Origin of the sequence: Streptomyces sp. NPDC002884, assembly GCF_040295245.1 — a bacterium.
Taxonomy (GTDB): Bacteria; Actinomycetota; Actinomycetes; order Streptomycetales; family Streptomycetaceae; genus Streptomyces.
The window spans coordinates 119,210-145,584 of sequence record NZ_JBEOVB010000010.1 but is presented as its reverse complement, the minus strand read 5'-3'; the positions used below and the strand labels follow the sequence as shown (position 1 = coordinate 145,584).

Annotated in this window: 21 protein-coding genes; 8 read left to right on the top strand and 13 right to left on the bottom strand. The window is 73.2% G+C overall.

Translation table 11 applies throughout. The features are described 5' to 3' along the window. Nucleotides 1–1,389: 1,389 nt before the first annotated feature. From ABT070_RS21945 to ABT070_RS21935, 3 genes are all read right to left on the bottom strand, one after another. Nucleotides 1,390–2,439 carry a Zn-dependent alcohol dehydrogenase gene (locus ABT070_RS21945; protein WP_351763166.1) on the bottom strand — a complete coding sequence of 350 codons (1,050 nt, stop codon included), beginning with the start codon at nucleotides 2,437–2,439 and terminating at the stop codon, nucleotides 1,390–1,392. Nucleotides 2,440–2,461: 22 nt separating this feature from the next. Continuing rightward, complete coding sequence (locus tag ABT070_RS21940) at nucleotides 2,462–3,610, bottom strand: acyl-CoA dehydrogenase family protein (RefSeq protein ID WP_351763164.1); 1,149 nt, start codon at nucleotides 3,608–3,610, stop codon at nucleotides 2,462–2,464. Between the two features lie 105 nt (nucleotides 3,611–3,715). Beyond that, nucleotides 3,716–4,633: an SDR family NAD(P)-dependent oxidoreductase gene (locus ABT070_RS21935; protein WP_351763162.1), complete on the bottom strand. Its 918-nt coding sequence runs from the start codon at nucleotides 4,631–4,633 to the stop codon at nucleotides 3,716–3,718. Nucleotides 4,634–4,735: 102 nt separating this feature from the next. On the opposite strand from ABT070_RS21935, the gene ABT070_RS21930 reads away from it, so the two are divergent. Further along, on the top strand, nucleotides 4,736–5,662 hold the full coding sequence (locus tag ABT070_RS21930) for a cyclase family protein (protein WP_351763160.1): 927 nt from the start codon (nucleotides 4,736–4,738) through the stop codon (nucleotides 5,660–5,662). Between the two features lie 524 nt (nucleotides 5,663–6,186). Here the strand turns inward: ABT070_RS21930 and ABT070_RS21925 are convergent. The 4 genes from ABT070_RS21925 to ABT070_RS21910 form a co-directional block, all read right to left on the bottom strand. Continuing rightward, nucleotides 6,187–6,681, bottom strand: coding sequence for an ATP-binding protein (locus ABT070_RS21925; protein ID WP_351763158.1), 495 nt, complete (start codon nucleotides 6,679–6,681; stop codon nucleotides 6,187–6,189). Between the two features lie 551 nt (nucleotides 6,682–7,232). Then, nucleotides 7,233–8,117 carry an acyl-CoA dehydrogenase family protein gene (locus tag ABT070_RS21920; RefSeq protein WP_351763157.1) on the bottom strand — a complete coding sequence of 295 codons (885 nt, stop codon included), beginning with the start codon at nucleotides 8,115–8,117 and terminating at the stop codon, nucleotides 7,233–7,235. A gap of 10 nt (nucleotides 8,118–8,127) precedes the next feature. Continuing rightward, nucleotides 8,128–9,261 (bottom strand): acyl-CoA dehydrogenase family protein, encoded by a 1,134-nt coding sequence (locus ABT070_RS21915; RefSeq protein ID WP_351763155.1) that lies wholly within the window; start codon nucleotides 9,259–9,261, stop codon nucleotides 8,128–8,130. A 20-nt stretch (nucleotides 9,262–9,281) separates the two neighbouring features. Beyond that, the gene (locus ABT070_RS21910; protein WP_351763153.1) at nucleotides 9,282–10,478 is read right to left on the bottom strand and encodes an amidohydrolase family protein; all 1,197 of its coding nucleotides are present in this window, start codon (nucleotides 10,476–10,478) and stop codon (nucleotides 9,282–9,284) included. 285 nt (nucleotides 10,479–10,763) lie between these two features. On the opposite strand from ABT070_RS21910, the gene ABT070_RS21905 reads away from it, so the two are divergent. Beyond that, nucleotides 10,764–12,278, top strand: a complete 1,515-nt coding sequence (locus ABT070_RS21905) for a class I adenylate-forming enzyme family protein (protein ID WP_351763151.1) — start codon at nucleotides 10,764–10,766, stop codon at nucleotides 12,276–12,278. A gap of 183 nt (nucleotides 12,279–12,461) precedes the next feature. Here the strand turns inward: ABT070_RS21905 and ABT070_RS21900 are convergent, their stop codons facing one another. Continuing rightward, the gene (locus ABT070_RS21900) at nucleotides 12,462–12,974 is read right to left on the bottom strand and encodes an EF-hand domain-containing protein (protein ID WP_351763149.1); all 513 of its coding nucleotides are present in this window, start codon (nucleotides 12,972–12,974) and stop codon (nucleotides 12,462–12,464) included. 173 nt (nucleotides 12,975–13,147) lie between these two features. Next, nucleotides 13,148–13,528 (bottom strand): STAS domain-containing protein, encoded by a 381-nt coding sequence (locus ABT070_RS21895; RefSeq protein ID WP_351763147.1) that lies wholly within the window; start codon nucleotides 13,526–13,528, stop codon nucleotides 13,148–13,150. 319 nt (nucleotides 13,529–13,847) lie between these two features. On the opposite strand from ABT070_RS21895, the gene ABT070_RS21890 reads away from it, so the two are divergent. Both ABT070_RS21890 and ABT070_RS21885 read left to right on the top strand, forming a co-directional pair. Next, nucleotides 13,848–14,444, top strand: a complete 597-nt coding sequence (locus ABT070_RS21890) for an RNA polymerase sigma factor (protein ID WP_351763145.1) — start codon at nucleotides 13,848–13,850, stop codon at nucleotides 14,442–14,444. Then, nucleotides 14,441–15,910 carry an anti-sigma factor family protein gene (locus ABT070_RS21885; RefSeq protein WP_351763143.1) on the top strand — a complete coding sequence of 490 codons (1,470 nt, stop codon included), beginning with the start codon at nucleotides 14,441–14,443 and terminating at the stop codon, nucleotides 15,908–15,910. Before ABT070_RS21890 ends, ABT070_RS21885 begins: the two co-directional genes overlap by 4 nt. A gap of 125 nt (nucleotides 15,911–16,035) precedes the next feature. On the opposite strand, the gene purU is transcribed toward ABT070_RS21885, so the two are convergent. Together purU and ABT070_RS21875 are read right to left on the bottom strand one after the other, a co-directional pair. Next, entirely contained in the window at nucleotides 16,036–16,920 is an 885-nt protein-coding gene (gene purU, locus ABT070_RS21880) for a formyltetrahydrofolate deformylase (protein WP_351763141.1), read from the bottom strand. Nucleotides 16,921–17,014: 94 nt separating this feature from the next. Next, nucleotides 17,015–17,515 carry an SCO4402 family protein gene (locus ABT070_RS21875; RefSeq protein WP_351763139.1) on the bottom strand — a complete coding sequence of 167 codons (501 nt, stop codon included), beginning with the start codon at nucleotides 17,513–17,515 and terminating at the stop codon, nucleotides 17,015–17,017. Between the two features lie 118 nt (nucleotides 17,516–17,633). Here ABT070_RS21875 and ABT070_RS21870 point away from each other — a divergent pair, with 118 nt between their 5' ends. Next, nucleotides 17,634–18,962, top strand: a complete 1,329-nt coding sequence (locus tag ABT070_RS21870; RefSeq protein WP_351763137.1) for an ABC transporter substrate-binding protein — start codon at nucleotides 17,634–17,636, stop codon at nucleotides 18,960–18,962. A gap of 104 nt (nucleotides 18,963–19,066) precedes the next feature. On the opposite strand, the gene ABT070_RS21865 is transcribed toward ABT070_RS21870, so the two are convergent. Together ABT070_RS21865 and ABT070_RS21860 are read right to left on the bottom strand one after the other, a co-directional pair. After that, nucleotides 19,067–20,995, bottom strand: a complete 1,929-nt coding sequence (locus ABT070_RS21865) for a hypothetical protein (protein ID WP_351763135.1) — start codon at nucleotides 20,993–20,995, stop codon at nucleotides 19,067–19,069. Between the two features lie 229 nt (nucleotides 20,996–21,224). Then, on the bottom strand, nucleotides 21,225–22,610 hold the full coding sequence (locus tag ABT070_RS21860; protein WP_351763133.1) for an NsdA family TPR-like regulatory protein: 1,386 nt from the start codon (nucleotides 22,608–22,610) through the stop codon (nucleotides 21,225–21,227). A gap of 334 nt (nucleotides 22,611–22,944) precedes the next feature. On the opposite strand from ABT070_RS21860, the gene ABT070_RS21855 reads away from it, so the two are divergent. The 3 genes from ABT070_RS21855 to ABT070_RS21845 are packed head-to-tail and all read left to right on the top strand — an operon-like array spanning nucleotide 22,945 to nucleotide 26,019. Continuing rightward, nucleotides 22,945–23,607: a bifunctional DNA primase/polymerase gene (locus ABT070_RS21855; RefSeq protein ID WP_351763131.1), complete on the top strand. Its 663-nt coding sequence runs from the start codon at nucleotides 22,945–22,947 to the stop codon at nucleotides 23,605–23,607. Between the two features lie 37 nt (nucleotides 23,608–23,644). Next, nucleotides 23,645–24,415 (top strand): ABC transporter ATP-binding protein, encoded by a 771-nt coding sequence (locus tag ABT070_RS21850; protein WP_351763129.1) that lies wholly within the window; start codon nucleotides 23,645–23,647, stop codon nucleotides 24,413–24,415. Beyond that, complete coding sequence (locus ABT070_RS21845; protein ID WP_351763127.1) at nucleotides 24,412–26,019, top strand: transporter; 1,608 nt, start codon at nucleotides 24,412–24,414, stop codon at nucleotides 26,017–26,019. The genes ABT070_RS21850 and ABT070_RS21845 overlap by 4 nt, the downstream gene beginning before the upstream one ends. Nucleotides 26,020–26,375 lie beyond the last annotated feature (356 nt).

The window sequence follows — 26,375 nt, the reverse complement described above, 5'->3', positions numbered from 1 at the left end:
CCAGCCGACCGCCGTGAGAAGCAGGGTCACCCCCACCCCGGCCAGGATCGCCGTCGACGGGGCGACCACCTTCAGCAGGGCGCCGGCGAGGGAGCCCGTCGCCGCGTAACCCGCTCCCGCGGCCGCGTACATGACGGAGTAGCCCGCGGCCAGGGCGTGCGGCGGCAGCGCCTCGCGCAGGGACAGGTTGCGGGTGAGCATCGCGGCGGACTGCAGAACGCCTCCCACGGCCAGCGCCGCCGCGATCCCCACCGCGGCAGGGGTCAGCGCGGCGAGCGTCACACAGACCGACGTCCCCGCCATCAGCACCACGCTGCGGATGTGCAGCCGTCCCGGCCACGCCCGAAGGCCGTAGGCGAACGCGCCGAGCCCCCCGCCGACCGCCATCCCGGTCAGCAGCGGACCGGACCAGCCGACGCCGACGCCCCGCTGTTCGAGCAGGGCGGGCAGGACGAGTTCGGCGAGCCCGAGCAGGGTGAGGCTGGCCGCGCCGGTCACGTACACCGGCCAGGCGCCGGTCAGGACCCGCAGCGGTGGCACGCCCGCGCGGTCCTCGCCCCGCGGGCCACCCGGGCCCCCCGCGTCACCCGCGTCACCCGTGCCGTGAGCTCCCCAGGCCGCCGGGAGGAACCGCAGGCACGCCACCGACGAGGCCATCAGGACGGCCGCGAGGAGCAGCGGGACGCGCGGCGCGACACCGAGGGCCAGACCGGCGACCGCCGCCGGGGAGACGGCCCACACCCCGGCCGTCAGCATCGACTCGACGGACAGCGCCTGGGCCGCGGCTCGCTCCGGAACCAGCGCGGTGAGCAGCGTGCGCAGCCCGCCGGTGGCGGCGGCCGGGGCGGCCCCGGCCACGACCGCGCACCCGCCGAGGACCGCCGGGTGCGCCGCCGGGAAGGCCCCGAGCCCCGCGAATCCCGCGGCCCCGGCCACCAGCCCGACGGCCAGGTGGGCCCGGGCGCGCCCGGGGCGCAGCCGCATCCCGAGGACGGGGGCGCCCACGATCTCACCGACGACGTAGGCCGCCGCGAGGATCGCGCCCAGCGAGTAGCCGCCGGGGCGCTCCCGCACCAGGAACACCAGCGCCAGCGGCGCCATGGCGACGGGCATACGGGCGCCGACTGCGGTGCAGCACCAGATCAGGACCTGGCGGGAGGCGACGTCGCGGTAGGTCATGCGAGGACCGTAGGGGGCGGCACCGGTACCGCCCCACGGGTTTTCCGGGCAGCCGGACGGCTTCCCGGCCGGCCCACGGCTCGCACAACAGGCCCACGGCCCTGACGGCAGGCCCGCGGCTTCACAACAGGCCCACGGCTCACGGCCGGCCCGCGGCTCTTGCGGCCGGCCGGCCCGCGGCTCTTCCCGTCCGGCTCACGGGCTGTCCGGTCAGAAGGTGAGCACCGCCCGCGCCACCCTCCCCGCCTCCGCGTCGGCGGCCGCCTTCGCGAAGTCCTCCACCGGGTAGGTGTCCGTGACCAGTTCGTCGAGGAGCAGCCGGCCGGCCCGGTACAGCTCGGCGTACAGCGCGATGTCCCGCTGCGGGCGCGAGGAGCCGTACCGGCAGCCCAGGATCGACTTGTCCAGGTACATCGACGAGACCAGGAAGGACGCCTCGGCGGTGGCCGGCGGGACCCCGAGGAGCACCGCCTGGCCGTGCCGGTCCAGCAGGTCGATCGCCTGCCGGATCAACCCGATGCGGCCGACGCACTCGAAGGCGTGGTCCGCGCCCGTGGGCAGCACCTCCCGCACCGCGTCCGCCGAGGTCAGGAAGTCGGTCGCGCCGAACTGCCGGGCCACCGCCTCCTTCGCCGGGTTCGCGTCCACCGCCACGATCCGCGACGCGCCCGCGATCCGCGCGCCCTGCACCACGTTCAGCCCGATCCCGCCCGTCCCGATGACGACGACGCTCTCCCCGTGTCCGACCCGCGCGCGGTTGAGCACGGCCCCGACACCGGTCAGCACCCCGCACCCGATCAGCGCGGCGGACGTCAGCGGGATGTCCTTCGGGATCCGGACCGCCTGCACGGCCTTCACCACCGTGCGCTCGGCGAAGGCGGAGTTGGACGCGAACTGGTACACCGCGCCTCCCGCGCGCGTGAACGGCTTCCGCGGCCGCCCGATGGCCTGCCGGCACATCGTCGGCCGGCCCCGGTCGCACTCCGCGCAGGTGCCGCAGTTGGCGAGCGTGGACAGCGCGACATGGTCCCCCGGCACGACATGACCGACCCCCGCGCCGACCGCCTCGACGACCCCCGCGCCCTCATGGCCGAGCACCACGGGCGCCGGGAAGGGGATCGTCCCGTCGACGACCGAGAGGTCGCTGTGGCACAGCCCGGCCGCCGAGATCGCGACGAGCACCTCCCCCGGCCCCGGATCGCGGACGGCCAGATCGTCGACCACCTCGGCCCGCTTGCCGTCGAACACCACGCCTCGCATCGCGTCCCCTCCGTCCGGTCCGCTATCCCTTGGGCTGCCTGGGCAGGCCGAGCACCCGCTCGGCGATGATCGTGCGCTGGATCTGGTCCGAGCCGCCGTAGATCGTGTCGGCCCGGGAGAACAGGAACAGGTGCTGCGCGTCGTCGAGTTCGTACGGCGAGGACGGCGACCAGTCCGCGGGGCCGGCGCTCGCCGCCGCCCCCCGCACCTGTACCGCCGCCTCCCCCAGCCGCTGATGCCAGCCCGCCCACAGCAGTTTCGCCACGCTGGGCGCGCCCGGCCCGCCGGAGCCTCCCAGCGTCCGCAGCGCGTTCCACCGCATGGTGCGCAGCTCGGCCCACAGCCGCACCAGCCGCTCGCGTACGACGGGGTCGTCGGCCGCGCCCGTCCGCACCGCCGTACGCACGACCCGTTCCAGTTCCTGGGCGAAGCCGATCTGCTGGGCGAGGGTCGACACCCCGCGTTCGAAGCCGAGGAGGCTCATCGCCACCCGCCAGCCGTCGCCCGCCGCGCCGACGGCGTGCTCCACGCGCGCGTGCGCCCCGTCGAAGAAGACCTCGTTGAAGTCGCTCGTGCCGGTCAGCTGCCGGATGGGCCGTACCTCGATCCGTCCCGGCTGGTCCATGGGGACGAGGAGGAAGGTCAGTCCGTGGTGCCGCCGGGACGCCGGATCGGTACGGGCGAGCACGAAACACCAGTCGGCCTCCTGGGCGAGCGAGGTCCAGATCTTCTGCCCGGTGACGCGGTACGACCCTCCGTCGGGGGCGAGTTCGGCTTTCGTACGGACTCCGGCCAGGTCGGATCCCGCGTCCGGCTCGCTGTACCCCTGGCACCACAGCTCGGTGCCGGTGGCGATCGGCGGCAGGAAGCGCGCCTTCTGCTCCGCCGTGCCGTGCGCGAGGAGGGTCGGCGCGAGCAGGTTCTCCCCGATGTGCCCGGAGCGGGCCGGGGCTCCCGACCGCGCGTACTCCTCGGCCCAGGCGACCTGCTGGGTGAGACCGCCGACCCGATTGCCGTACCCGCCCTCGGCCCACCCGAGCCCGATCCACCCGGCCGCCCCGAGGGTGCGCTCCCAGGAACGCCGGTCGCAGGCGTGCGGAACGTGCGTGTCGAGCCAGCCACGCACTTCCGCGCGGAACGAGTCGTCCGCCGACGCAAAACCGAAATCCACGCTGACCTCCTAGAGAAGGCGCGGCCGCCCCCGCCTCAGGGGCGCGGGGAACTGCGCGAACAACCACGACGCGCCCGCAGCCGCCGAACCGCGCACGCCCCCGGGCTACCGGGCGTTGGGCCGGCCCCCGTCCCGCGCGGCCCGTTCCATCTCCTCCAGCCGGGCCAGCATCGGCATCGGGTCCACCCCCACCGTCCCCGGCAGCACCTCCGCGATCCGCTCCGGCGTCCAGGAGCCGCCCTCCGCGTAGGCCGAACGCAGTTCGCCCGGCTGCGCCCACACCGCGATCTTCGGCCCCGCGACGGTGTACACCTGCCCGGTGACCCTCGCGTCCCGCGCCCGGTCCGACAGCAGGTACACCACGAACGCGGCCACGTCCTCGGGTTCACCGATCTCCGCCAACTCCATGGGCACGCCCGCGGACATCCGGGTACGGGCCACGGGGGCCACCGCGTTGGCGGTCACCCCGTACTTGTGCAGCCCCAGCGCCGCGCTGCGTACCAGCGAGATGATCCCGCCCTTGGCGGCGCTGTAGTTGGCCTGCGAGACCGAGCCCTGGTGGTTGCCGCTGGTGAAGCCGATCAGCGTGCCGGAGCGCTGCCCGCGCATCACGGCCGACGCGGCCCGGAACACGGTGAACGTGCCCTTGAGATGGGTGGCGACGACCGGGTCCCACTCCGCCTCGGACATGTTGAACAGCATCCGCTCCCGCAGGATCCCGGCGACGCACACGACCCCGTCGAGCCGTCCGTACGACGTCAGCGCGGTGTCGACGACCCGCTGTCCGCCGGCCATCGTCGAGATGTCGTCGCCGACGGCGACCGCCTCCCCGCCCGCCGCCTCGATCTCCTTGACGACGGACTCGGCGACCTCGCTGGTGGGTGAGGCGCCGTCCACCGAGACCCCGTAGTCGTTGACGACGACCCGCGCGCCCTCGGCCGCGGCCGCGAGCGCCACCGCCCGCCCTATGCCTCGTCCCGCCCCCGTGACGGCGACGACCTTGCCGGTCAGGAAGTTCCCCACGTCCGGCCCCCTCCCACAGTTTCTGACGGACCGTTAGATTTGAGATTCGAGGTCTACATTGACCCGTCCGTCGGTCGGGGACAAGCCCCGGGGAGGCACGGAATGACACTGCCGGTCGAGTTCCACGACATCGCCAAGCGCGTCAACAACTGGGGGCGCTGGGGGGCCGACGACGAGATCGGCACCCTGAACCTCATCACCGACGACGTCGTCCGCGCGGCCGCCGCCGAGGTCCGCACCGGCCGCCGCGTCCCGCTCGCGCTGCCCCTGCGGGAGGACGGCGTACAGACGGGAATGATCCCGGGGCGGGTCAACCCCCTGCACGCCATGGTGCAGATCAACCAGGAGATCTTCGGCCCGGGCACGGTGGCGTGCAGCGACGACGCCGTGACCATGGGCCTGCAGGCCGGCACCCACTGGGACGCGCTGACCCATGTCTCGCACTCGGGGAAGCTCTACAACGGCCGTCCGGCCACCACCGTCACCCCGCACGGGGGCGCCGAGTTCAGCGGCATCGACAAGGCCCGGCACGTCGTCTCGCGCGGGGTCCTTCTCGACGTGGCACGCGCGCGTGGCGTCGACCGGCTGGAGGGCGGGCACGCGGTCACCCCGGAGGACCTGACGGCGGCCGAGGAACTGGCCGGCGTCCGGGTGCGCGCCGGCGACATCGTGCTCGTGCGCACCGGGCAGGTACAGGTCTATCTGGCCGGCGACAAGCAGGGGTACGGCTATCCGTCACCGGGCCTCTCGGTCCGTACGCCGGAGTGGTTCCACGCGCGCGATGTGGCGGCGGTCGCCAACGACACCCTCACGTTCGAGATCTTCCCGCCCGAGATCGACGACCTGTGGCTGCCGGTGCACGCGCTGGACCTGGTGGAGATGGGGATGCTCCAGGGCCAGAACTGGAATCTCGAAGAGTTGTCCACAGCCTGTGGACAAACGGGCCGCTACGCGTTCCTGCTCTCGGCGATGCCCGAGCCGTTCGTCGGCGCCACGGGCACCCCGGTGGCCCCCGTGGCGGTGCTGTAGGAACGGGCGCACCCCTCACGTCGGCTGGCGGCGCGCGGCTGCCCGCCCCGAGCACGGCACCGCGCACCGCCATCCGACTCCGGCGCACCCTCCCCCACTCCCGGCATCGCCCGAGCGGGAGGGACCCCCACCGACTCCCCTCGGCCCTGAGGGAGCCGGCGCCGAATCACGACCCGCACTCGGCGAGAGCCTCCGTCACCGAAGCCCTCGTCGTCCCCTCTCGGCGAATCGCTGACCACAAGCGTGATCAAACGGACACGTCGCGTCAACACCTGGACGGCGATTTATTACTTAAGCCCCCTTTGTGGTGGGCGCGCACGGAAGCACAGCCGGGCGCACCGAAGCCGACCCGGACGGTTCGCGACAGCGCTTTCTGCGCCCGTGCACCGCGAGTCGCGGGCCGCTCCGCGCCCGTGCGCCCTCGCCCGCCGCCCACCCGGCCCGCCACCCGGCCGGCATCCGGTCGGCACCGTCGCCGGTCGCGTCACCGGTCGCCTGCCGCTCGGCCGCCACTCGGCCGGCGCTCAGACGACCTCGTACGCGAGTCCTCCGTAAGCCGGCTCGGACTCCGCGGGGACCGCACCCCGGCACTCCTCCGTGCCGCCGTGGTCCGCCTCGGCCTCACCCGCCTGCGCACAGCGGTCCAGTTCGCACCAGATGCGCTTGCCCGCACCCTCGACGCTCCAGCCCCAGCGGTCCGCGAGGCCGTCGACCAGGGCCAGACCACGGCCGCCGGTCGCCTCGTCGCCCGCGCACCGGGGCACGGGCGCCCGGTCACTGGTGTCGGCGACCTCCAGGCGGACGGTGGACGGCTCGGCCGTCCCGCCCGGCAGGGAGAGCCGCAGCACGGCCGGACAGCCGGTGTGCACCACGGCGTTGGTGACCAGTTCGGAGACGAGCAGGATCAGCGTCTCGGCGAGCGGCTCCTCGTCCCCTATCCCGGACCCGGCGAGGCGCGAGCGGGCCCACCTGCGGGCGCGCCCCACCTCAGCGGGGTCGGGCCGGATCTCCAGCTGCACTTGAAGCACCTGCACCGCTCACACCATCCGAACCGGCGGACACATGGCCGTGCGCCACGCAAGCCACGCGAGCCGCGTGTGCACCATGACGACGGGGGCCACGATCGTAGCCATTTTCTGCATGGCCAGAACAACAGCCAGAGGCAGGGTGACGGAACGTGAATCCCTTACGAGACAGCTTGGTTGACATACAGTCACCTCAACAAGCGCTTCGGGCATATTCCAGCGCGAAGGAGTACCCGTGCGGCATACTGTGCGACGCTCGTTGCGGGGAGTCGAACAGGCGGGCCCGAGAGGCCCGTCCGCCCTGCGAGCGGCGGCGCGCACCGCCGGATCCGACACCGCCCCAGGGGCACCGCCGGCATGGCTCATGCTCGGAACCACTCGCATCCCACAGAAGGTACCGGAGAGGCCCGCCGACTCCGGGCCGTGACGGGTCACGCATCGGACACAACCCGGTATCAACGCTCCGTGATTCCGGTATGCCACAATCCGCGACACCCGTACGGCCGTCGACGCGCCGCCCCCGCCTTCGGCGCAGGCAGGCGCCGCTAACGGCCCGCCCCGGACAGCAGATCGGCCGCGAGCAGCTCCTCACCCTCCGTGCCGCCGCCCGCACGCCGGGTGCGCAGCCAGGCCCGCTTGAGCAGCAGATGTACGTCCGCCTCCCAGGTGAAGCCCATGCCGCCGTGCACCTGGAGGCAGTCGCGCGCGCCGCGCACGGCGGCCTCGTCGGCGAGCAGCCGGGCGGCCGCGATGTCGGCCGGGTCGGCGGTGACGGCGGCCGCGTAGACCGCCGCGCGGGCCACCTCGACCCGCACCAGCAGTTCCGCGCACAGATGCTTGACCGCCTGGAAGGCGCCGATCGGCTGTCCGAACTGTTCGCGCGCCCGGGCGTGTTGCACGGCCAGCTCGCACGCGCGCGTGGCCGTGCCGAGCTGCTCGGCCGCGGTGAGGAGGACGGCGACGGGATCGGCGGCCGCCGAGGCGCCCGGAACCCGGTGCAGCGGTGTCAGCGGGTCCACCGACCGCAGCGGCACGGCCCCGCCCGTCTCCCCGCACACGACGTCCGCCTCCGTCAGCCACTCCACCAGCCCGCCGCCGTCCACGGCCGCCACGACCGTCTCCCCGTCGGCCGCGCCGGGCACACGGCCCGCCGCGAGGTGGGTGGCCACCAGCGGTCCCGGCAGCAGGGCCCGACCGGCCTCCTCGAACGCCAACACGGTCTCGGGCAGCCCGAGTCCGACCCCGCCGTCCGCCTCAGGCAGCCGCAGCGCGAAGAACCCGGCCGCCCCCAGCTCCCGCCAGAGCGCCCGGTCCAGCCGCCCCGGCCGGTCCACCGCGGCCCGCAGCGCCGCCCGGTCGAAGCGGCGCGCCACCAGCTCCCGCATCCCGTCACGCAGCGCCCGCTGGTCCTGCGTCAGTCGAAAACGCATGTCGGAGAGTTCACCGCCCCTTCGGCAGGCCCAGGATCCGTTCGGCCACGATGTTCCGCTGGATCTGGGAGGTTCCGGCCGCGATGGTGTACGAGAGGGAGGACAGCCGGTCGTGGACCCACGGACGGTCGGCGTCGAGGGACTCGTCGCCCAGGACGTCGGCGGCCGTGTCGTACAGCTCCTGGCGGGCCTGCGAGTACCTCAGTTTGAAAACCGAACCCCCGACGCCCGGCAGGCCGCCCTTGGCCTCCGCCTCGCTCACGTTCCACTGCGTCAGCCGCCAGAGCGCCCGGAACCCGGCGTTGAGGGCGCCCAGCCGCCGCCGCAGGGCGGGATCGTCCCAGCGACCGTTCCTCCGTGCCTCCACGGCGAGTTCGCCCAGCACGCGCCGGCAGGCGACGACCTCGCCCACGAAGGCGGTCCCGCGCTCGAACGACAGCGTCACCATGGTCACCCGCCAGCCGTCGTTCTCCTCCCCCACCCGATGGCCGACCGGCACCCGCACCTCGTCGAGGAACACCTCGGCGAACTCGGCGGATCCGGCGAGGGTGCGCAGCGGCCGTACGGTGATGCCCGGGGCGTCCATGGGCATGGCCAGCCAGGTGATGCCCTTGTGCTTCGGCGCCCCCGGATCCGTACGGACCAGGAGTTCGCACCAGTCGGCGACCTCCGCGTGCGAGGTCCAGATCTTGGACCCGCTCACCACGTAGTCGTCGCCGTCGCGCCACGCGCGCGTGCGCAGCGCCGCGAGGTCCGACCCGGCGTCGGGCTCGCTGAAGCCCTGGCACCACACCTCCTCGCCGCGCAGGATGGGCGGCAGCCAGCGTGCCCGCTGTGCGGCCGTTCCCTCGGCGGCGATGGTCGGCCCGGCGTGCAGCAGCCCGACGAAACCGGCCCCCACATAGGGCGCGCCCGCCTTCTCCGTCTCCTCCAGGAAGATCAGGCGGATGCCCGGCGAGGCCTGCCAGTGCACGTCGGCGTACCCGGCGTCGTACAGCATCCGCTGCCAGCCGAGGTCGTGGGCGCGGCGGCCCGGCCAGTCGTCCGGGGACGGCTTCGGCGGGAGCGTGGGCAGCACCTTGCCGAGCCATTCGCGCAGCCGGGCCCGGAACTCCGCGTCCTCGGGGCTGTCCGCGAGGTCCATGGTCCTGATCCCCGTCCCGGCTACTTGTCGAGGTCCAGGTCCAGCATGCGGATCGCGTTGCCCCGCATGAGCTTGTAGACCGTCTCGTCGTCGAGGCCCTTGACGTGGTCGAGGGCGACCTCCTTGGTATGCGGGAAGGTCGAGTCGACGTGCGGGTAGTCGGTCTCGAAGGTCGCGTTGTCGCGCCCCACGACGTCCAGGGACGCGACCCCGTGCTTGTCGCGGAAGAAGCAGCAGAAGATCTGCCGGTAGTAGTACGTGGACGGCGGCTCGGGGATGACGTCCCTGACCCCGCCCCACGCGCGGTGCTCCTCCCAGACGTCGTCGGCGCGCTCCAGGGCGTACGGGATCCAGCCCATCTGACCCTCGGAGTAGGCGAGTTTCAGGCGCGGGAACTTCACCAGCACCCCGCTGAAGAGGAAGTCCATCATCGAGGCCATCGCGTTGTTGAACGAAAGGGACGCCTGGACGGCCGGCGGCGCGTCCGGCGAGGCGGCCGGCATCTGCGAGGACGAACCGATGTGCATGTTGACGACCGTCCCGGTCTCCTCGCACACCGCGAAGAACGGGTCCCAGTAGCCCGAGTGGATCGACGGCAGCCCGAGGTGGCTGGGGATCTCGGAGAAGGTCACCGCGCGCACCCCGCGGGCCGCGTTGCGCCGGATCTCGGCGACCGCCAGGTCGATGTCCCACAGCGGGATCAGGCAGAGCGGGATGAGCCGCCCGCCGCTGTCCCCGCACCACTCCTCGACCATCCAGTCGTTGTAGGCCCGCACACAGGCCAGCGCGACCTCCTTGTCGTGCGCCTCGGCGAAGGTCTGTCCGCAGAAGCGGGGGAAGGAGGGGAAGCAGAGGGAGGCCTCGACATGGTTGAGGTCCATGTCCGCCAGCCGGGCCTTCGGGTCCCAGCAGCCGCGCCGCATCTGCTCCCGGGTGATGCCCTCCAGCGTCATCTCGTCCCGGTCGAAGCCGACGGCGGCGATGTTGCGCTTGTACGGGAACTTCAGGTCCTCGTAGATCCACCAGTCGGTGGGCTGGCCGTCCGGGTCCATCGTGATCTGGTACTTCCCGGCGACGTAGGCGAGCTCGCCGATCCCGGCGGTGAGGGGCTGCGGCCCCCGGTCCCGGTACTTCTGCGGCAGCCAGGTCGCGAAGAGGTGCGCGGGCTCGATCACATGGTCGTCGACGCTGACGATGCGCGGCAGTTCGGTGCTCATGGCTTCCCCTCCGCCTGGCGGAACGCCAGTTGTCCGATGGACGTGTCCGGTGCGCTTGTCCGATGGGCCGTCCCGACCGGCCGTCCGGCCCGCCGTGCGGCCGTCCGGCCCGCCGTGCGGTCGTGCGGCAGGCCTGTTGTCCGGCCCGCCGCCCCACGGCTATCTGATGACCCGTCAGATTGACTCTCCCCAGCAGGCTAGCCCCCGCCCCCTGGACCGACAAGGCGACCAGCCCTACGCTCTGCCCAAAATCTGACAGCCCGTCAGTTAAGCCAGGGGGCCGACGTGAACGACACCGCCACCGCCACCGCCCACGAGCTGAGCGCGTCCCGCACCCTCTGGGACCTGCTCGCCCGCCGCGCCGACCGCACCCCCGGCCGCCGGGTCCTCCTCCAGGACGACCGGGCGCTGACCTTCGGCGAGCTGCGCGAGCGCGCCGAGCGGGTCGCGGCCGGGCTGCACGACATGGGCGTACGCCCCGGCACGGTCGTCGCCTGGCAGCTGCCGACCCGCCTGGAGACGGCCGTCCTGTCCTTCGCGCTGGCCCGCCTGGGGGCCGTGCAGTCGCCCGTCATCCCCTTCTACCGCGACCGCGAGGTCGGCTTCGCGCTGCGCGAGTCGAAGGCGGAGTTCTTCGCGGTGCCCGGCGTCTGGCGGGGCTTCGACCATGCCGAGATGGCACGGCGGCTGGGCGCGAAGGGCGTCTTCGAGGCGTACGACGAGCTGCCGGAAGGGGACCCGGCCGTGCTTCCGCCGCCGCCCGCCGAGGGCACCTCGGTGCGCTGGATCTACTGGACCTCGGGCACCACCTCCGACCCCAAGGGCGTGCTGCACACCGACCGTTCCCTGATCGCGGGCGGCTCCTGCCTCGCCCACGCGCTGCGCCTCACCGCGGACGACGTCGGCTCGATGGCGTTCCCGTACGCCCACATCGCCGGCCCCGACTACACCGTCATGCTGCTGCTCTACGGCTTCCCCGCGGTGATGTTCGAGCACTTCGCGCTGCCGGACGCGCTGGAGGACTACCGACGGCACGGCGTGACGGTCGCGGGCGGCTCGACGGCGTTCTACTCGATGTTCCTCGCCGAGCAGCGCAAGCGGCCGGACACGCCCCTGATCCCCTCGCTGCGGCTGCTCGCGGGCGGCGGAGCGCCCAAGCCGCCCGAGGTGTACCACTCCGTCGTGCGCGAGATGGGGGTGCAGCTGACCCACGGGTACGGGATGACCGAGGTGCCGATGATCACCATGGGGGCGCCGGACGACACCGCGGAGAACCTCGCGACGACGGAGGGCCGGCCACCGCAGGGCATGCGGATACGCGTGGTGGAGGGCGAGGTGCGGCTGCGCGGGGAGGCCGTGTGCCAGGGATACCTGGATCCCGCCCAGACGGCCGAGGCCTTCGACACGGAGGGGTTCCTGCGCACCGGCGACCTGGGGCACGTGACCGACAGCGGACACCTGGTCCTCACCGGGCGGCTGAAGGACGTGATCATCCGCAAGGGGGAGAACGTGTCGGCCAAGGAGATCGAGGACCTGCTCGCCGCCCACCCGGCCGTCGGGGACGTGGCCGTGGTCGGCCTGCCCGACGCGGAGCGCGGGGAGCTGGTGTGCGCGGTGGTGGAACCGGCGCCGGGGTCGGGGGAGCCGTTGACGCTCGGGGCGATGACCTCGTACCTGCGCGCGGGCGGACTGTCGGTCCACAAACTGCCGGAGCGGCTGGAGGTGGTCGACGCCCTGCCGCGCAACGAGACCCTGCGCAAGGTACTGAAGTACAAGCTGCGCGAGCGCTTCTCCCGATGAGCACCGCTCGGACGACTGCCGCTCGGACGGCCACTGCCCGGGTGAGCGCTGCACGGGCGACCACTGCGCGGGTGAACGCTGCACGGGCGGCCACTGCCCGGGTGAGCGCTGCACGGGCGACTGCCGGTCCGCCGCGTGCCAGGCGGCCGCGTGCCTGTCCGCTGCGTGCCGGTCGGCCGCGCGCTACTCGGCGACGGTGAAGTAGCGGGCGAAGGCGGGGACGATCTCGGCCTCGCCGACCTTGCCGTCCGCGTCGGCGTCGAGGACGGCGGCGGCCCCCCGGGCGACCTCTTCGGGCGCTCCGAGCGCGCTGAGCACCCGTACGGTGTCCGCGACCGTGGCCCGGCCGTCACCGTCGCCGTCGGCGATGTCCAGGGCCGCGTGCAGGAAGGGGCGGGCGATCTCGGCGAACCGCTCCGGGTTGTCGCGCAGGCGCTTGACCGCGCCGTTCACGAACTCGTCCCGGGTGATGCGCTGGTCGCCGTCCCGGTCGGCGATGCCGGCCATGCCCTGCCAGAACGCCTCGGCGCCCGCGTACAGCGCCTGCCCCTTGTCGGACCGGGCCGCGGTGCCGAACTCGGCGAGCAGCGCCTTGGCCGCCGCGGCGAAGTCCGCGCGGTCGATGTAGCCGTTGCCGTCCTGGTCGAAGGTGGCGAACCGGGCGGCGATCCTGCGTTCGTACTCACTGCTGACCATGTCTTCTCGGGCCGCCTTACGTCATCGCGTGGAGATGCTGCCGGTAGTGCTTCCGGCAGGGAGCGTACGACGTCGGCGACTCCCGGGAAGCGGGAAAGCGACGCCTGTGCCAAGACCGGGAGAATTCCGGGACGAGGGTGTAGCGGAGCGGACCCCCGTCGGCTCGCCCGGGCCTACGCCGAGAGCGGTTCCGTCCCGTCGTCCACGGCGGCCGCGAGGTCCCCGTAGACGTCGAAGAGGCGGCGGACGCCCAGCGCGCCCAGCACCCGGTTGACGTGGGAGCCCTCCGCCGCGCCCCGCGCGGGAAGTATCAGGCGCAGGCGTCCACGGCAGGAGCGGATGAGGCGGCGCGAGGCGATGAGCACGCCGACGCCGCTGGAGTCGCAGAAGTACACCTCGGAGAGATCCAGGACGAGACTGTGGCGCCCCTCGGCCACCTCGTCGTGCACCTTCTGCCGCAGCACCGGCGACGTCACCAGGTCCAGCTCGCCCGACACATGGAGCACGGCCCATCCGCCCTGCTCGCCGCCGGTCACTTTGAAGGCCACCACCACGCCCTTCGCTCGCTGTAGCTCGCGGAAAACGGAAGCTGCTCCTTCGCTTCCTTGCAGCGCGGCTGCCCAGCGGCCGTGCCCCGAAACGCCGAAGCAAAAACAGAAACAGAGAGAAAGAGGCTTGTTCCAGTCGCATCCCGTCCGGTTCGATCCTTGTCTGTCGGGTAGGCGCCGCCCGTACCACCCTCTCGCGGACAGGGGGCGCACATTGAAACAAAGGGGCGTGCGTTGTCGGACGTGCCGACTACATTCGAGGTGACGGTGGACGCACGCTGGACACACGCACGGTCAGAGGCAGGCGCACGGGTGAGGGGGCCGCATGGCGAAGAAGGACGCATCGCCCCGCTGGGACCGCAAGATGCAGCAACGGCTCGCGCGCGGTGAGGCGGCCGCCCTCGGCGAGCTGTACGACCGGTTCGCTTCGCTCGTGCACGGTCTCGCCCATCGCGTGCTCGGGGACGAACGGGCGGCGGACGGCATCACCCGCGAGGTCTTCGCGCATGTCTGGGAGCACCCCGACGCCTACGACCCCAAGCAGGGCCCGCTGCGCACCTGGGTCGCCGCGTTGACCCACCGCCTCGCCGTGCAGCGCCTGCGCGCCACCGAGACCGCCGCGCTGGCCGAGGCCGGCCCCGGCTCCGGCTCCGCCGAGGCGACCGAGGAGCTGGAACGCAGGGTGCGGCACGCCTCCGTCGCCGCCCGCGCCGACTACATCGTCCAGGCCATGCCCGCCCCGCTGCGCGCCGCCCTGGAACTGGCCTATTTCCAGCGGCGCGACTACCGCCAGACCGCGGCCGACCTCGGCGTCACCGAGGACGAGGCCCGCCGCAGGCTCCGCCTCGGCCTCCAGCTCCTCTCCACCGCCCACGACTCCGCGGCCCCCGGCGCACCGCCCGGATACGGAGGTGCGGCATGAGCGGCGAGAACGTGTTCCCGCCGCCCGAGGACGGCGGAGACGAAGAGGACATGAAGAGGGATCAGGACAACGACGGCAGCGGACCCGGCGGCTTCGGCGACGGTGATTCCGGTGGCCGCGACGGCACGCCTGCGGCCCGCGAACCCGGCCGCCCGCCGCGCATCCCGCTCCCCCGCGCCTCCGTGGAGGACAGCGGGCTGCCGCTGCCGCCGGCGGAACCCGTCGGCCCGGGGCCGCTCACGCTCGGGCACCCGGTGCTCAAGTCCCTGCTGGGCGCCTGGGCGCTGGCGGCCTGCTCGGCCGAGGAGACGGAGGCCGTCGAGGAGCACCTCGGCGACTGCGGGGCCTGCGCGGACGAGGCACGGCGGCTGCGCGAGGCCGTCGGCCTGCTCCAGCGCCCGGAGAGCCTCGACCTCGACCCGGGCCTGCGCACCCGCGTCCTCGACGGCTGCCTGGACCGGCGTCCGCCCCGCATCCCGGTGCCCGTCTGGGCGGCGTCCTACGACGCCGAGACCGCGCGGCTCGACGCCCTGCTCCAGGACTTCGGGGACGCCGAGTGGCATGCGCCGGTGCGGCTGCGCTGGTTCCGCGGCGAGAGCGCAACGAGCCGCCGGACCACCGTCGCCGGAGTCATCGCCCACCTGCTCGCCGTGGACGGGCTGGTGGCCGTCGCCCTGGGACTGGACGACCCGCTGGCCCCGCTCGCCACCGGCGACGGGCCGGGCAGGACGAACGAGACGGGCGATACGGGTGATAAGGGCGAGGCGGACGAGTCGGGCAGGGCGGGCGAGGCCAACGGGCGGGACGGGGCTCCCGGGCCGGGCGGGACGGTGGACACACCGGCCCGGCGCACCGAGTCGTTCTGGGCGGGCTCGCACTTCCCGCCCACCCGCTCCGTGCGCGGCCCCTGGCGCGAACAGACCCACGCGCTCGTGCGGACGGTGTCCTTCACCGGCGGCGGCCACGGCACCATGCCGGTGTCGTACGGCGGCTTCGAACTGCCCCTGCGCGACGCGATGCTCGACCGGGCCTTCGAGTGCTGGGTGCACGCCGAGGACATCGCGGAGGCGGTCGACTACCCCTACGCGCCGCCCGCCCCACGCCACCTGCACGGCATGATCGACCTCGCCGCGCGGATGCTGCCCGAGACGCTCGCGGCCCGTCGCCGCGCCGGGCTCGCCGCTCCCTCGCGCACCCGTCATCTGGTGACCGCGGGCCGCCCCGGCCGCAGCCTGCGCCTGGAGATCGAGGGCTCGGGCGGCGGCCAGTGGCTGATCCCGCTGGACTCACCGGGCGCGGTGGGCTCCGCCGACCACGAGGTGGCCCACGTCGCCCTGGACGACGTGGAGTTCTGCCGCCTGGCCGCCGGCCACGTCTCACCCGAGGAGGCCGCGGCGGGCCAGCTGGGCGACCGCGAGGCGATCAGGGACGTACTGTTCGCGGCGGCGTCGCTGAGCCGGATGTAGCGGGTGGAGCAGGAACCGAGCCGGGTGGAGCCGGGCCAAGCCTGGTGGAGCCGGGTGAGGCCTGGTGGAGCCGGGTGAGGCCTGGCGCGGGGCTGAAGCGTCGGCGGGACTGCGCGACGTGACGGCTAGGCGAAGACGACCGTGCGTCGGCCGTTGAGCAGGATCCGCCGCTCCGCGTGCCACTTCACGGCCCGCGCCAGCGCCTGGCACTCCACGTCCCGTCCGACGGCGACGAGCTGGTCCGGCGTGACACCGTGCCCCACGCGCTCGACCTCCTGCTCGATGATCGGCCCCTCGTCGAGGTCGGCCGTCACATAGTGCGCCGTCGCCCCGATCAGCTTCACGCCCCGCGCGTGCGCCTGGTGGTACGGCTTGGCGCCCTTGAAGCTCGGCAGGAAGGAGTGGTGGATGTTGATGATCCGGCCGCTGAGCTGCTTGCACAGGTCGTCGGAGAGGACCTGCATGTAACGGGCGAGGACGACCAGCTCGACGTCCTGCTCCCGGACCAGCTCGAGCAGCTGCGCCTCGGCCTGCGCCTTGTTCTCCCTCGTCACCGGGATGTGGCGGAACGGGATGTTGTACGAGCCCACCAGCTCGGCGAAGTCGGTGTGGTTGGACACCACGGCCGCGATCTCCACCGGCAGCGCCCCGATACTGGCGCGGAACAACAGGTCGTTCAGGCAGTGCCCGAACTTGCTGACCATCAGGACGACGCGCATCTTCTCGTCGGCCCGGTTGATCTGCCAGTCCATGTGGAAGGAGTCGCCGATCGCCGCGAAGCTCGCCCGGAGCTTGTCCACGGTCACCGGCGGCTCGGCCGAGAAGTGGACGCGCAGGAAGAACAGACCCGTGTCGTGGTCGCCGAACTGCTGACTGTCCTCGATGTTGCAGCCGGTCATGAAGAGATAGCTCGACACGGCGTGCACGATGCCCTGCTTGTCGGGGCAGGAAAGGGTGAGGACGTACTGGTCGTCGGCCGTCGCCGCGGCTCGGGTGGGCTGCGCGTTCATGCCCGACAGGGTCGCACACCGGCCGACGCCGTGGGCAATCGTCCCGCAGGACGGAACACGGCGCCCGCCCCGCCGCCCCGGCCCCGCTCGGGGCCTACGCGGCCCGCGTCATGATGCGCAGCACCTCGAGGGTGCGCGGCGGCGCGTCGGCGTCGTCGCCGTCGCTCGCCGCCATCCGCACGTGCGCGTCCCGCGCCGCCCGCACGGCCTCCGGCCACGCCTCGTGGTCGACGTACGCGGAGACCCGGGCGTCCGGTCCGACCTGGTGCATGATCCGCAGCACCCGCAGTACGGCGGTGTCGACGAGGGCCGCCTCCTGCGAGTCGCGGAAGATCGTGCCGACGTACTTCTCGGCGGACCAGTTGTCGAGCCAGGTGTCCTCGACGAGGCGGTACACGGCGTCGGTGACGTCCCCGTACCCCTCGACGCCGGCCAGCCAGACGTTCTGCTGGAACACCGGGTCGGAGAGCATGTGCAGCGCGGAGCGCACATTGCTGCGCCAGCGCCACCACGGCATGTCGTTGAGTGGCATGCCGCCCATGGTGGGGGAGCGACGGCCGCGACGGGAAGAGTTCTCCGAACCTTGCACGGTCATAGATCGTACGTTTCCCGGTCCCACGTACCTCGAGTGCCCCTGCAATTCACCTGGCCGTCACCACCCGTTGACCGTGGGTCACTCCCAGGTTGGTGATGTGACGGAATCGTGCGTGTCCATGACCGGCAAGCGAGGCACGTCAACGCGAAGCACCTTCCTCCCCAGGTCCTTCCGCTTCACCAGGTCCGTCAGAGCGACCGCCCTCTCGGCGGGTGCCCTGGCCGCCTGTGCTTCGCTCGCCGTCGGCTGCGGGGTCGTCCCCGGTGTCTCGGGGGGCTCCGGGGACGACCCGATCGTCGTCATGACGTGGGCGCCCGAGGGGACGTCCGCCACCAACAAGCCGGGCATGCCCGCCTTCGCCGTCGCCTACGCCCGCTGGGTCAACGCGAACGGAGGCCTGAACGGCCGCAAGCTCAAGGTCCTGACCTGCAACGACCACAACGACGCGGTGTCCGCCGCGGCATGCGCCCGGCGCGCCGTCAAGGAGAACGCGGTCGCCGTGGTCGGTTCCTACAGTCAGCACTCCGACGCCTTCTTCCCGCACCTGGAGGGCGCCGGCATCCCCTACATAGGCGGCTACGGCGTCACGAACGCCGAGTTCACCAGCCCGCTGTCCTACCCCGTCAACGGCGGCCAGCCCTCGCTGCTGGCCGGTCTCGGCAAGGAGCTCGGCACGACCTGCGGTCCCGTCTCGCTCGTCCGCCCCGACACCATCGCGGGCGACGCGCTGCCCCCGATGCTCAACGCCGGACTGACCGCGGGCGGGCACGACAAGGCCGAGGACCAGCGGGCGCCGGAGGACGCCACCGAGTACGCGACGCAGGCCGAGGCCGCCCTGGAGAACGCGACCGGCGACTCTGCCGGGGACAGGAAGGGGTGCGTGGTGACCGCGCTCGGGGACCGCACCGCCACCTTCATGGACTCCTTCCGGCGCACCCGCGAGGACCACCCCGGCATCCGCACCGGCACCGTCCTCGGCAGCGTCGACCAGACGGTGATCAACGCCGCCGGCGCCGCCTCCGGACCCTTCGAGGGGGCTTACGTCACCGGCTGGTACCCGGTGACGAGCGACTCCGCCTGGGAGCCGATGAAGAAGGTGATCAGCGAGGAGGCGTTCTCCGACACCCGGATCGACCCCACCGACACCGGCGTGCAGACCACCTGGATCGCCTACACCGTGTTCCGGCAGGCCGTGGAGTCGCTGGACGGCGGCGAGGTCAGCGCCGACTCCGTACGGGGCGCCCTGGACGACGGCTTGAAGGTCACCACGGGCGGACTCACGCCGACGCTCCGCTGGGAGTTCACCGACCAGCTCGCCTCCATCGGCTTCCCCCGCCTGGTCAACGCCGAGGTCACCCTCCAGGCCGTGCGGAAGGGCCGGCTGGTGGCCGCCAAGAAGGGCTTCGTGGACGTGACGAAGACCCTGGAGAAGGCCGACGTCGACTGACCCGACCGGCCCTGACCCGGCCGACCGACCCTGACCCGACCGGCCCTGACCGGCCGGCCAACCGGCCCGCCCCGGCGACCGCATCGGCGTCGGCCGGCCCGTGTCTACAACTGGGTGGGCTGGCGCTCGGTCAGGCCGTAGGTCCGCGCGATCTTGTTCCACAACTTCGCGGCCTGCGTCTTCTGGGCGCTGGCGGTGCCGCTCGCCCGGTTGCCGGCCTGGGTCTCCGAGGTGGTGCGGGCCGAGCCCTTCTTGCAGCTCTTGTTCTTGTTGCCGGCGACCTGGTCGGCCCAGGCCGCGTAGTGGTCGTCGGCGGACGCGGACGCCTGCCACGCCTTGGTGAGGGCTGTGGTCAGCGCTGCGTGGTCCGGCAGCTGGTCGACCTTCAGCGCGGACAGCCTGGTGACCAGTTCGGTGCGCTGCTTCGCCGCGTCCCGCAGGTCCGTGGCGGCCTGGGCGAGGTTGCCGCACGCCTTCACGTCGGCCACCGCGCTGATCACACTGGCCCGGCTGCTGCCGCTGTCCGCGAGCAGCTTGTCGAGTTCGACGGCCTGCTGCTCGGCCGCGTCGGTGGACGCCGACGCGGACCCCTCGGTCGCGGGAGCCGACGCGGCGACGGTCTTGCTGTCGTCGCCCTCGCCACCGCCACCGCCCGCGAGCAGCGCGCCCGCGCCGACGCCGACGACCGCGAGAGCCACGCCGATCGCCGCGAACAACGGCAGCCGCGAGCCGGTACGGCCTCCCCGGCCGCCGCCGTCACGTGCCCCGCGCCGCCCGCCCGCCGCCGGGTCACCGGGCGGGGTGTAGGCGGGCTGCGGAGAGCGGGCGGCTGGTCCGGCGCCGTAGCCCGGAGCGCCACCGTGCCCGCCCGGGCCGCCACGGCCGCGTCCGGGGGGCTCCGGCTCGGAGAAGCGCGGGAGCTGCTGTGTGGACCCGGCAGGGCTGTCGCTGCCCGGCCCGCTGCGGAAGAGGTTCTCGAACTCGGCGGGCGGCTGCCGGTCCCCGCCGTCCTGCGCGGCGACGGGCGGGATGTACTGCGTGGGCTCGGAGTCGGAGTACGCGCCGGGCTGCGTTCCGGGGGCGGCCGGCATCGGTCCCGGGGCGTTCTGCGGGGTACGGCCCAGGTACTGGGTCGACTCGGCCGGAACCTCGGGCGGCAGCGCGCCCGGTGCGACCGGCGGTATGTACTGCGTCGCGCCCTCGTCGACGGGGGCGGCGGGGACGGGCGGTATGTACTGCGTCGCGCCCTCGTCGGCCGGGGCGGCGGGGACGGGCGGCAGGTACTGGGTGGCGCCCTCGTCGGCGGCGCCGGGCGCGCCGAACGGCGGCAGGTACGGGCCGCGGCCGTCGGCGGGGCCGGCCGGGACCGGCGGTATGTACTGCGTGGCGCCGTCGTCGATCGAGGCGGCGGCCGGCGGCAGGGGCGCGCCCGGCGCCGGTGCGCTCTCGGGCGGGAGCGGGCCGGCGCCCGCAGGGGCGCCGCCGTTCCACGGGGCCGCCTGCCCGCTGTTCCACTGGGCCTGCGGCTGGTGCGGGTGCTGTGGCTGCTGTTGTGGCTGGTACTGCTGGTGTCCCTGGTCCGGCCGGCCCGGCCCGTCCGTCTGGTCCGCCGGGAGGGGCCAGCCCTGGGCGGGCTGCTGCGGGCCGGGCTGCTGCGGGACGGCGGTCTGCCCGCCGGGACCCCAGGGATCCCCCCAGGTCTGCCCGCCGGCCGGCGCCTGCTGCCCGTACCCGGGCTGCCCCTGGGGCGCGTGCTGACCCTGCTGCCCGTAGTCCGGTTGCCCGTACTGCTGCTGCCCGTACTCGTCCTGTCCGTACTGCTGCTGCCCGTACTGCTGAGCGCCGTACTGACCGGGGTGGTGGCCCGACGGCGGCCCCGACGGCGGCCCGGGCGGCGGGCCCTGGCGGGGCACCGGCCGCGGTGCGCTCGCCGTCATTCCCGGCAGCAGGGGTTCCCCACCGTCGGAGGGCAGCACGATGCCTTCGCGCGCGGGTTGCGCCGAGGGCTCCTCGCCCTGTCCACTCTGCGTCACCGGGACTCCTACGAATGGGGGACCTTCGGAATCGTCGGTTCACGCTACCGGGTCCCCGGAACCCCGTGCCACGCAGCTCAGATCGTGATCTCCCTCCCACCGGGTCCGGCGGTGACATCGGTGACAGATCCGGAGCGCCGCGCGCTGTATCCGCCCTCCTTCGGCGCAACCGTGCCGTTTCCGCGTATTCACGCGGCGGCGCTCCGTCCGTTCACGTCCGTCCGTCCGTTCACGCCGCGGTCTGCAACTCGAGCCGTGCCCCGAACTCCCTTACCACCGACTCGTCCCGGAACGGTTCCAGTCGCTGCTGGAAGTCCTCCAGGTACTCCGCGCCCCGGTTGGAGCGGAGTGTCTCCAGGAGCTCGACCGCCTTGAGGCCCGTGTGGCAGGCCTGTTCGATCTCGCGCTGCTGCACCTGCGCGGTGGCCAGCAGGACGAAGCCGATCGCGCGCCGGCGTGCGCGGCTCTCCGGGTGCCCGGCCAGGGACTCCTCGGCGCAGCGCGCCGCCGCCTCGGACTGGCCCAGGTCGCGGTGGCAGTGCGCCAACTCGTCGGCCAGATAGGCCTCGTCGAAGTGGGCGATCCACGTGGGGTCGTCCCCGGCGGACGGATCGGCCGCCTCCAGCGCCGACACCGCCCGCGCGGACGCCGCCTGCGCCCCGCGCGCGTCCCCGAGCAGCGCGTGGCCGCGCGCCTCCGCCGCGAGGAACATCGCCTCCGCGCGCGGCGTCACCCGCCCCCGCGTTCCCTCCTGCGCCGCGCGCGCCAACTGCGCGATCTCCCGCGGGTTTCCGAGCTGCGCGGCGAGGTGGCTCATGGAGGCGGCGAGAACGTATCCGCCGTACCCTCTGTCGCCCGCCGCCTGGGCGAGCCGCAGCGCCTGGATGTAGTAGCGCTGGGCGAGGCCGGGTTGGCCGGTGTCGACGGCCATGTAGCCCGCGAGCTCCGTCAACCGGGCCACGGACGCGAAGAGTTCCCGGCCCACCGCCTCCCGGTAGGAGCCGGCCAGCAGTCCCGAGACGACGCTGTTGAGGTAGTGCACGACGACCGGGCGCACATGCCCGCTGCCGTACTGGTGGTCCAGGTCGACCAGCGCCTGGGTCATCGCCTTGACGGCCGCGACGTCGGAGAGGCCCACCCGAGGCCCGGCCGACCGCGCGACCTGCGCGTCGGGGGAGGAGATCAGCCAGTCGCGGCTCGGCTCGACCAGCGCGGAGGCGGCCACGGACGAACCGGAGAGGAAGTCGCGTCGGCCCACGTCACTGCGCCACAGTTCGCAGACCTGCTCGATGGCCCCCAGTACCGTCGGCGAGAACTGGAGACCCACGCCCGAGGCGAGGTTCTTGCCGTTGGCCATGCCGATCTCGTCGATCGTGACCGTACGGCCGAGCTTGCGGCCCAGCGCCTCCGCGATGATCGCCGGGGCGCGGCCGCGCGGCTGCTGTCCACGCAGCCAACGGGCCACGGACGTCTTGTCGTAGCGCAGGTCGAGTCCGTGCTCGGCGCCGCACATGTTGACGCGGCGGGCGAGCCCGGCGTTCGAGCACCCCGCCTCCTGGATGAGCGCCTGCAGCCGTTCGTTCGGCTGCCGCGCGACTAGCGGCCTTGCGGCCATGGGCACTACCCCCTGTGGCTGCGGTGACCGGGACGGCGGGTGCCCGCCCACACACCGAGTTGACGTGTCTTCCACCGAAAAGTTCCGGCCGAGAAGATCAATGCCCCACAGCCACAGCGAAAATGCGAGGCATGTGAGGATTGCCAAGACTTGCCGAGGAATACAGAGAATTGCCGGGTTACCGACGGAAGCCCGCCCCCTCTACCTGGTTACCCGCTCCCGCGCCCGTTCCTCCCGCGCGCCCCCGCCCGTGCACCCATGCGCCCCGAACGCGGAATCGATGCTCCTCCCCCGCGCAATGTGACGGGCGTAACCCCTGGTGACGACTAGAGTTGTGTTCATCGTGGAAAAGACCATCGCGGGCGCCGAAGCCACTCAAATCCCGAAGCAGCGCGGGGAATCGCTGCTCGAGACCGCCGTTCGTTACGCCGAGGAACGTCATTGGGACGTCTTCCCCGGCACCTGGCTGGAACCCGTCGGCGGAGTGCAGCGCTGCTCCTGCGGCGACGGCGCGTGCGAGGCGCCGGGCGCGCACCCCGCGCGCCCCGACTGGGCGACCCAGGCCACCGGCAGCGCGACGGTCGCGCGCCGGATGTGGCAGAAGCAGCCGACCGCCTCGATCCTGCTGCCGACCGGGCGGACGTTCGACGCGATCTCCGTTCCGGAGACGGCCGGTTTCCTCGCGCTGGCGCGGATGGAGCGGATGGAACTGACGCTCGGTCCTGTCACCTTGACGCCGGACCGGCGGATGCAGTTCTTCGTGCTGCCGGGGGCGTCGGCGAAGGTGCCGGACCTGGTGCGCAAGCTGGGCTGGTCGCTGGGCGCGCTCGATCTCCTGACGCTCGGGGAGGGCATGTACGTCGCCGCGCCGCCCACGCGGTTCGGGTCCCGGGGCGCCGTGCAGTGGGCGTGCCGGCCCACCGCCGCCAACCGGTGGCTGCCGGACGCGGAGGAGCTGATCTCACCGCTCGCCTACGCCTGCGGGCGCGATCGCTGACCCCCCTGGGACGCCTTCCCCGCCGTAGGGTTCGTGCATGACGTCCGTACGTGTGCGCAACCTCTGGAAGCGGTTCGGGCAGCAGGTCGCCGTCGCCGGGATCGATCTCGATCTGCCGTCCGGGAAGTTCATCGGGCTCGTCGGGCCGAACGGGGCCGGGAAGACCACGACCCTGTCGATGGTGACCGGGCTGTTGCGGCCCGATCAGGGGTCCGTGGAGGTCGTCGGGCACGACGTGTGGCGGGATCCCGTCGAGGTGAAGGCGCGGATCGGGGTGCTGCCGGAGGGACTCAGGCTTTTCGAACGGCTGTCGGGGCGTGAACTCCTCGTCTACAGCGGGCGGTTGCGGGGGCTGCCGGGACCCGAGGTCGACAGGCGGGCCACACAGCTGCTCGACGTCCTCGACCTGGCCGGGGCCCAGCACAAGCTCGTCGTCGACTACTCGACCGGCATGCGCAAGAAGATCGGGCTCGCGGCCGCCCTGCTGCACAACCCCGAAGTGCTCTTCCTGGACGAGCCGTTCGAGGGCGTCGACCCGGTGTCCGCGCAGATCATCCGGGGGGTGCTGGAGCGGTACACCGCGTCCGGGGCGACGGTCGTCTTCTCCTCCCATGTCATGGAGCTCGTCGAGTCGCTGTGCGACTGGGTGGCGGTGCTGGCGGCGGGCCGGATCCGGGCGCACGGGACGCTGGAGGAGGTGCGCGGGGCGGCTCCCTCCTTGCAGCAGGCGTTTCTCGAACTCGTCGGGGCACAGGGGCGGGACACCGGCTCCGACCTCGACTGGCTGGGCGGCGGGGCGACCCGGTGAGCGGGCCGACCTCCCCGCCGGGCCTCGTCCCCACCGTCGTACGGCTGAAGCTGTCTCTGCTGCGCAACGGGCTGCGGCAGTCGGGCGGGCGGCGGGCCGCATACGTCGCCTCGGCCCTCGTCACGCTGCTGTTCGGCGCGCTCCAGCTGCTCGGGCTGATCGCGTTGCGCGGGCACGACCACGCGGTGTCGCTGGTGGTGCTGCTCGCGGCGGTGCTGGGGCTGGGCTGGGCGGTGATGCCGCTGTTCTTTCCCAGCGGTGACGAGACCCTGGACCCGACCCGGCTGGTGATGCTGCCGCTGCGGCCCCGGCCGCTGGTGCGGGCGCTGCTGGCGGCCTCGCTGGTGGGCATCGGGCCGTTGTTCACGCTGCTGATGCTGGTGGGGTCGGTGGTGTCCGTGGCGCACGGGGCCGCCGCGTGGGCGGTGGGCGTGCTCGCCGTCGTCCTCGGGCTGCTGGTGTGCGTGGCGCTCGCCCGGGCCGTGGCCGCCGCCAACATCCGGCTGCTGACCAGCCGTAAGGGACGCGATCTCGCGGTGCTGAGCGGGCTGGTCATCGCGATCGGGGCACAGCTCGTCAACTTCGGGGCGCAGCGGCTCGGGACGTCCGGTCTCGGCCAGCTCGATCCGGCGGCCGACGTACTGCGCTGGCTGCCGCCCGCCTCGGCGATCGGCACGGTGGACTCGGTGAGCGAGGGCGCGTACGGAGTGGCCGCCGCGCAGATCGCCGTCAGCGCAGGCGCTCTGGTGCTGCTGGTGCGGGCGTGGACGCGGAGCCTGACCCGGTTGATGATCTCGCCCGACGGTTCCACCCTCCAGGCGGCCGAGCCGGCCGCGCGGAAACGGCGCGGCTCGGCGGGGCTCGGGCGGCTGCTGCCGGGCGGGCGCACCGGCACCGTGATGGAGCGCGGCCTGCGCTACATCTGGCGCGACCCGAAGACGAAGGCGGCCTGGGTGACGTCGCTGGCCATCGGGCTGATCGTGCCCGTCTTCAACGCCTTGCAGGGCGCCGGCTCGATCTACTTCGCCTGCTTCGCCGCCGGGATGCTCGGCATCCAGATGTACAACCAGTTCGGGCAGGACACGTCCGCGTTCTGGATGGTCGCGATGACGATCTCCTCGCGCCGGGACGCGTATGTCGAGCTGCGCGCGCGGGCGCTGGCCCTGCTGCTGATCACGCTGCCGTACGCGACGCTGGTGACCGTGCTGACGACGGCGATGCTCGGCGACTGGTCGAAGCTGCCCGAGGCGCTGGGGCTGTCGCTCGCGCTGCTCGGCGCGATGCTGGCGACGGGCGCCTGGACCTCGGCCCGCTTCCCCTATTCGATCCCGCAGGAGGGCTACAAGAACGTCGCCCCCGGTCAGGCCGGTCTCGCCTGGATCGCGATCTTCGGCGGGATGGTGTCGGCGGCCCTGCTGTGCGCGCCCGTCATCGCGGTGACGATCTGGCTGCACGTCACCGAGGGCGGGGACTCCTGGACCTGGCTGCTGCTGCCCGGGGGCGCGGTGTACGGCGCGGCGATCACACTGCTGGGGCTGCGCCTGGCCGCTCCCCGGACGGCGACGCGCCTTCCGGAGATCCTGACGGCGGTCAGCAAGGGCTGACCCCCCGACCGCCCGACCAGCCCCGCCCGACCAGCCCGGACCGGCCCGGCCCGTCCCGCCCGACAAGCCCGGACCGGCCCGGCCAGCCTGCCCCGCCCCGACCATCGAGCCTCCGGGGCCCGCGGGCCCCGGAGGCCTGACGGGCCTCAGAACGCTCGGCGAGCCTCAGAGCGCGGGGCGGACCCAGGCGGCTGGAGCGGGCCCAGGCCGCCGCTTGGGCGGACCCAGAAGGCTTGGGCGGACCCAGGCAGCCCAGGCGGACCCAGAAGGCTTGGGCGGGTCCTGGAGGCTTGGGCGGGTCCTGGAGGGCCCAGGCCGCCGCTTGGGCGGGTCCTGCGGGCTTGGGCAGGTCCTGC

What these genes read in the sequence shown, in the direction of transcription:
- ABT070_RS21860 (WP_351763133.1), bottom strand. Translation starts at nt 22,610, where the DNA reads ATGGCCGCAAGGCCGCTAGTCGCGCGGCAGCCGAACGAACGGCTGCAG.
- ABT070_RS21930 (WP_351763160.1), top strand. Translation starts at nt 4,736, where the DNA reads ATGACACTGCCGGTCGAGTTCCACGACATCGCCAAGCGCGTCAACAAC.
- ABT070_RS21875 (WP_351763139.1), bottom strand. Translation starts at nt 17,515, where the DNA reads ATGACCGTGCAAGGTTCGGAGAACTCTTCCCGTCGCGGCCGTCGCTCC.
- ABT070_RS21910 (WP_351763153.1), bottom strand. Translation starts at nt 10,478, where the DNA reads ATGAGCACCGAACTGCCGCGCATCGTCAGCGTCGACGACCATGTGATC.
- ABT070_RS21945 (WP_351763166.1), bottom strand. Translation starts at nt 2,439, where the DNA reads ATGCGAGGCGTGGTGTTCGACGGCAAGCGGGCCGAGGTGGTCGACGAT.
- ABT070_RS21870 (WP_351763137.1), top strand. Translation starts at nt 17,634, where the DNA reads ATGACCGGCAAGCGAGGCACGTCAACGCGAAGCACCTTCCTCCCCAGG.
- ABT070_RS21900 (WP_351763149.1), bottom strand. Translation starts at nt 12,974, where the DNA reads ATGGTCAGCAGTGAGTACGAACGCAGGATCGCCGCCCGGTTCGCCACC.
- purU (WP_351763141.1), bottom strand. Translation starts at nt 16,920, where the DNA reads ATGAACGCGCAGCCCACCCGAGCCGCGGCGACGGCCGACGACCAGTAC.
- ABT070_RS21920 (WP_351763157.1), bottom strand. Translation starts at nt 8,117, where the DNA reads ATGCGTTTTCGACTGACGCAGGACCAGCGGGCGCTGCGTGACGGGATG.
- ABT070_RS21915 (WP_351763155.1), bottom strand. Translation starts at nt 9,261, where the DNA reads ATGGACCTCGCGGACAGCCCCGAGGACGCGGAGTTCCGGGCCCGGCTG.
- ABT070_RS21890 (WP_351763145.1), top strand. Translation starts at nt 13,848, where the DNA reads ATGGCGAAGAAGGACGCATCGCCCCGCTGGGACCGCAAGATGCAGCAA.
- ABT070_RS21850 (WP_351763129.1), top strand. Translation starts at nt 23,645, where the DNA reads ATGACGTCCGTACGTGTGCGCAACCTCTGGAAGCGGTTCGGGCAGCAG.
- ABT070_RS21885 (WP_351763143.1), top strand. Translation starts at nt 14,441, where the DNA reads ATGAGCGGCGAGAACGTGTTCCCGCCGCCCGAGGACGGCGGAGACGAA.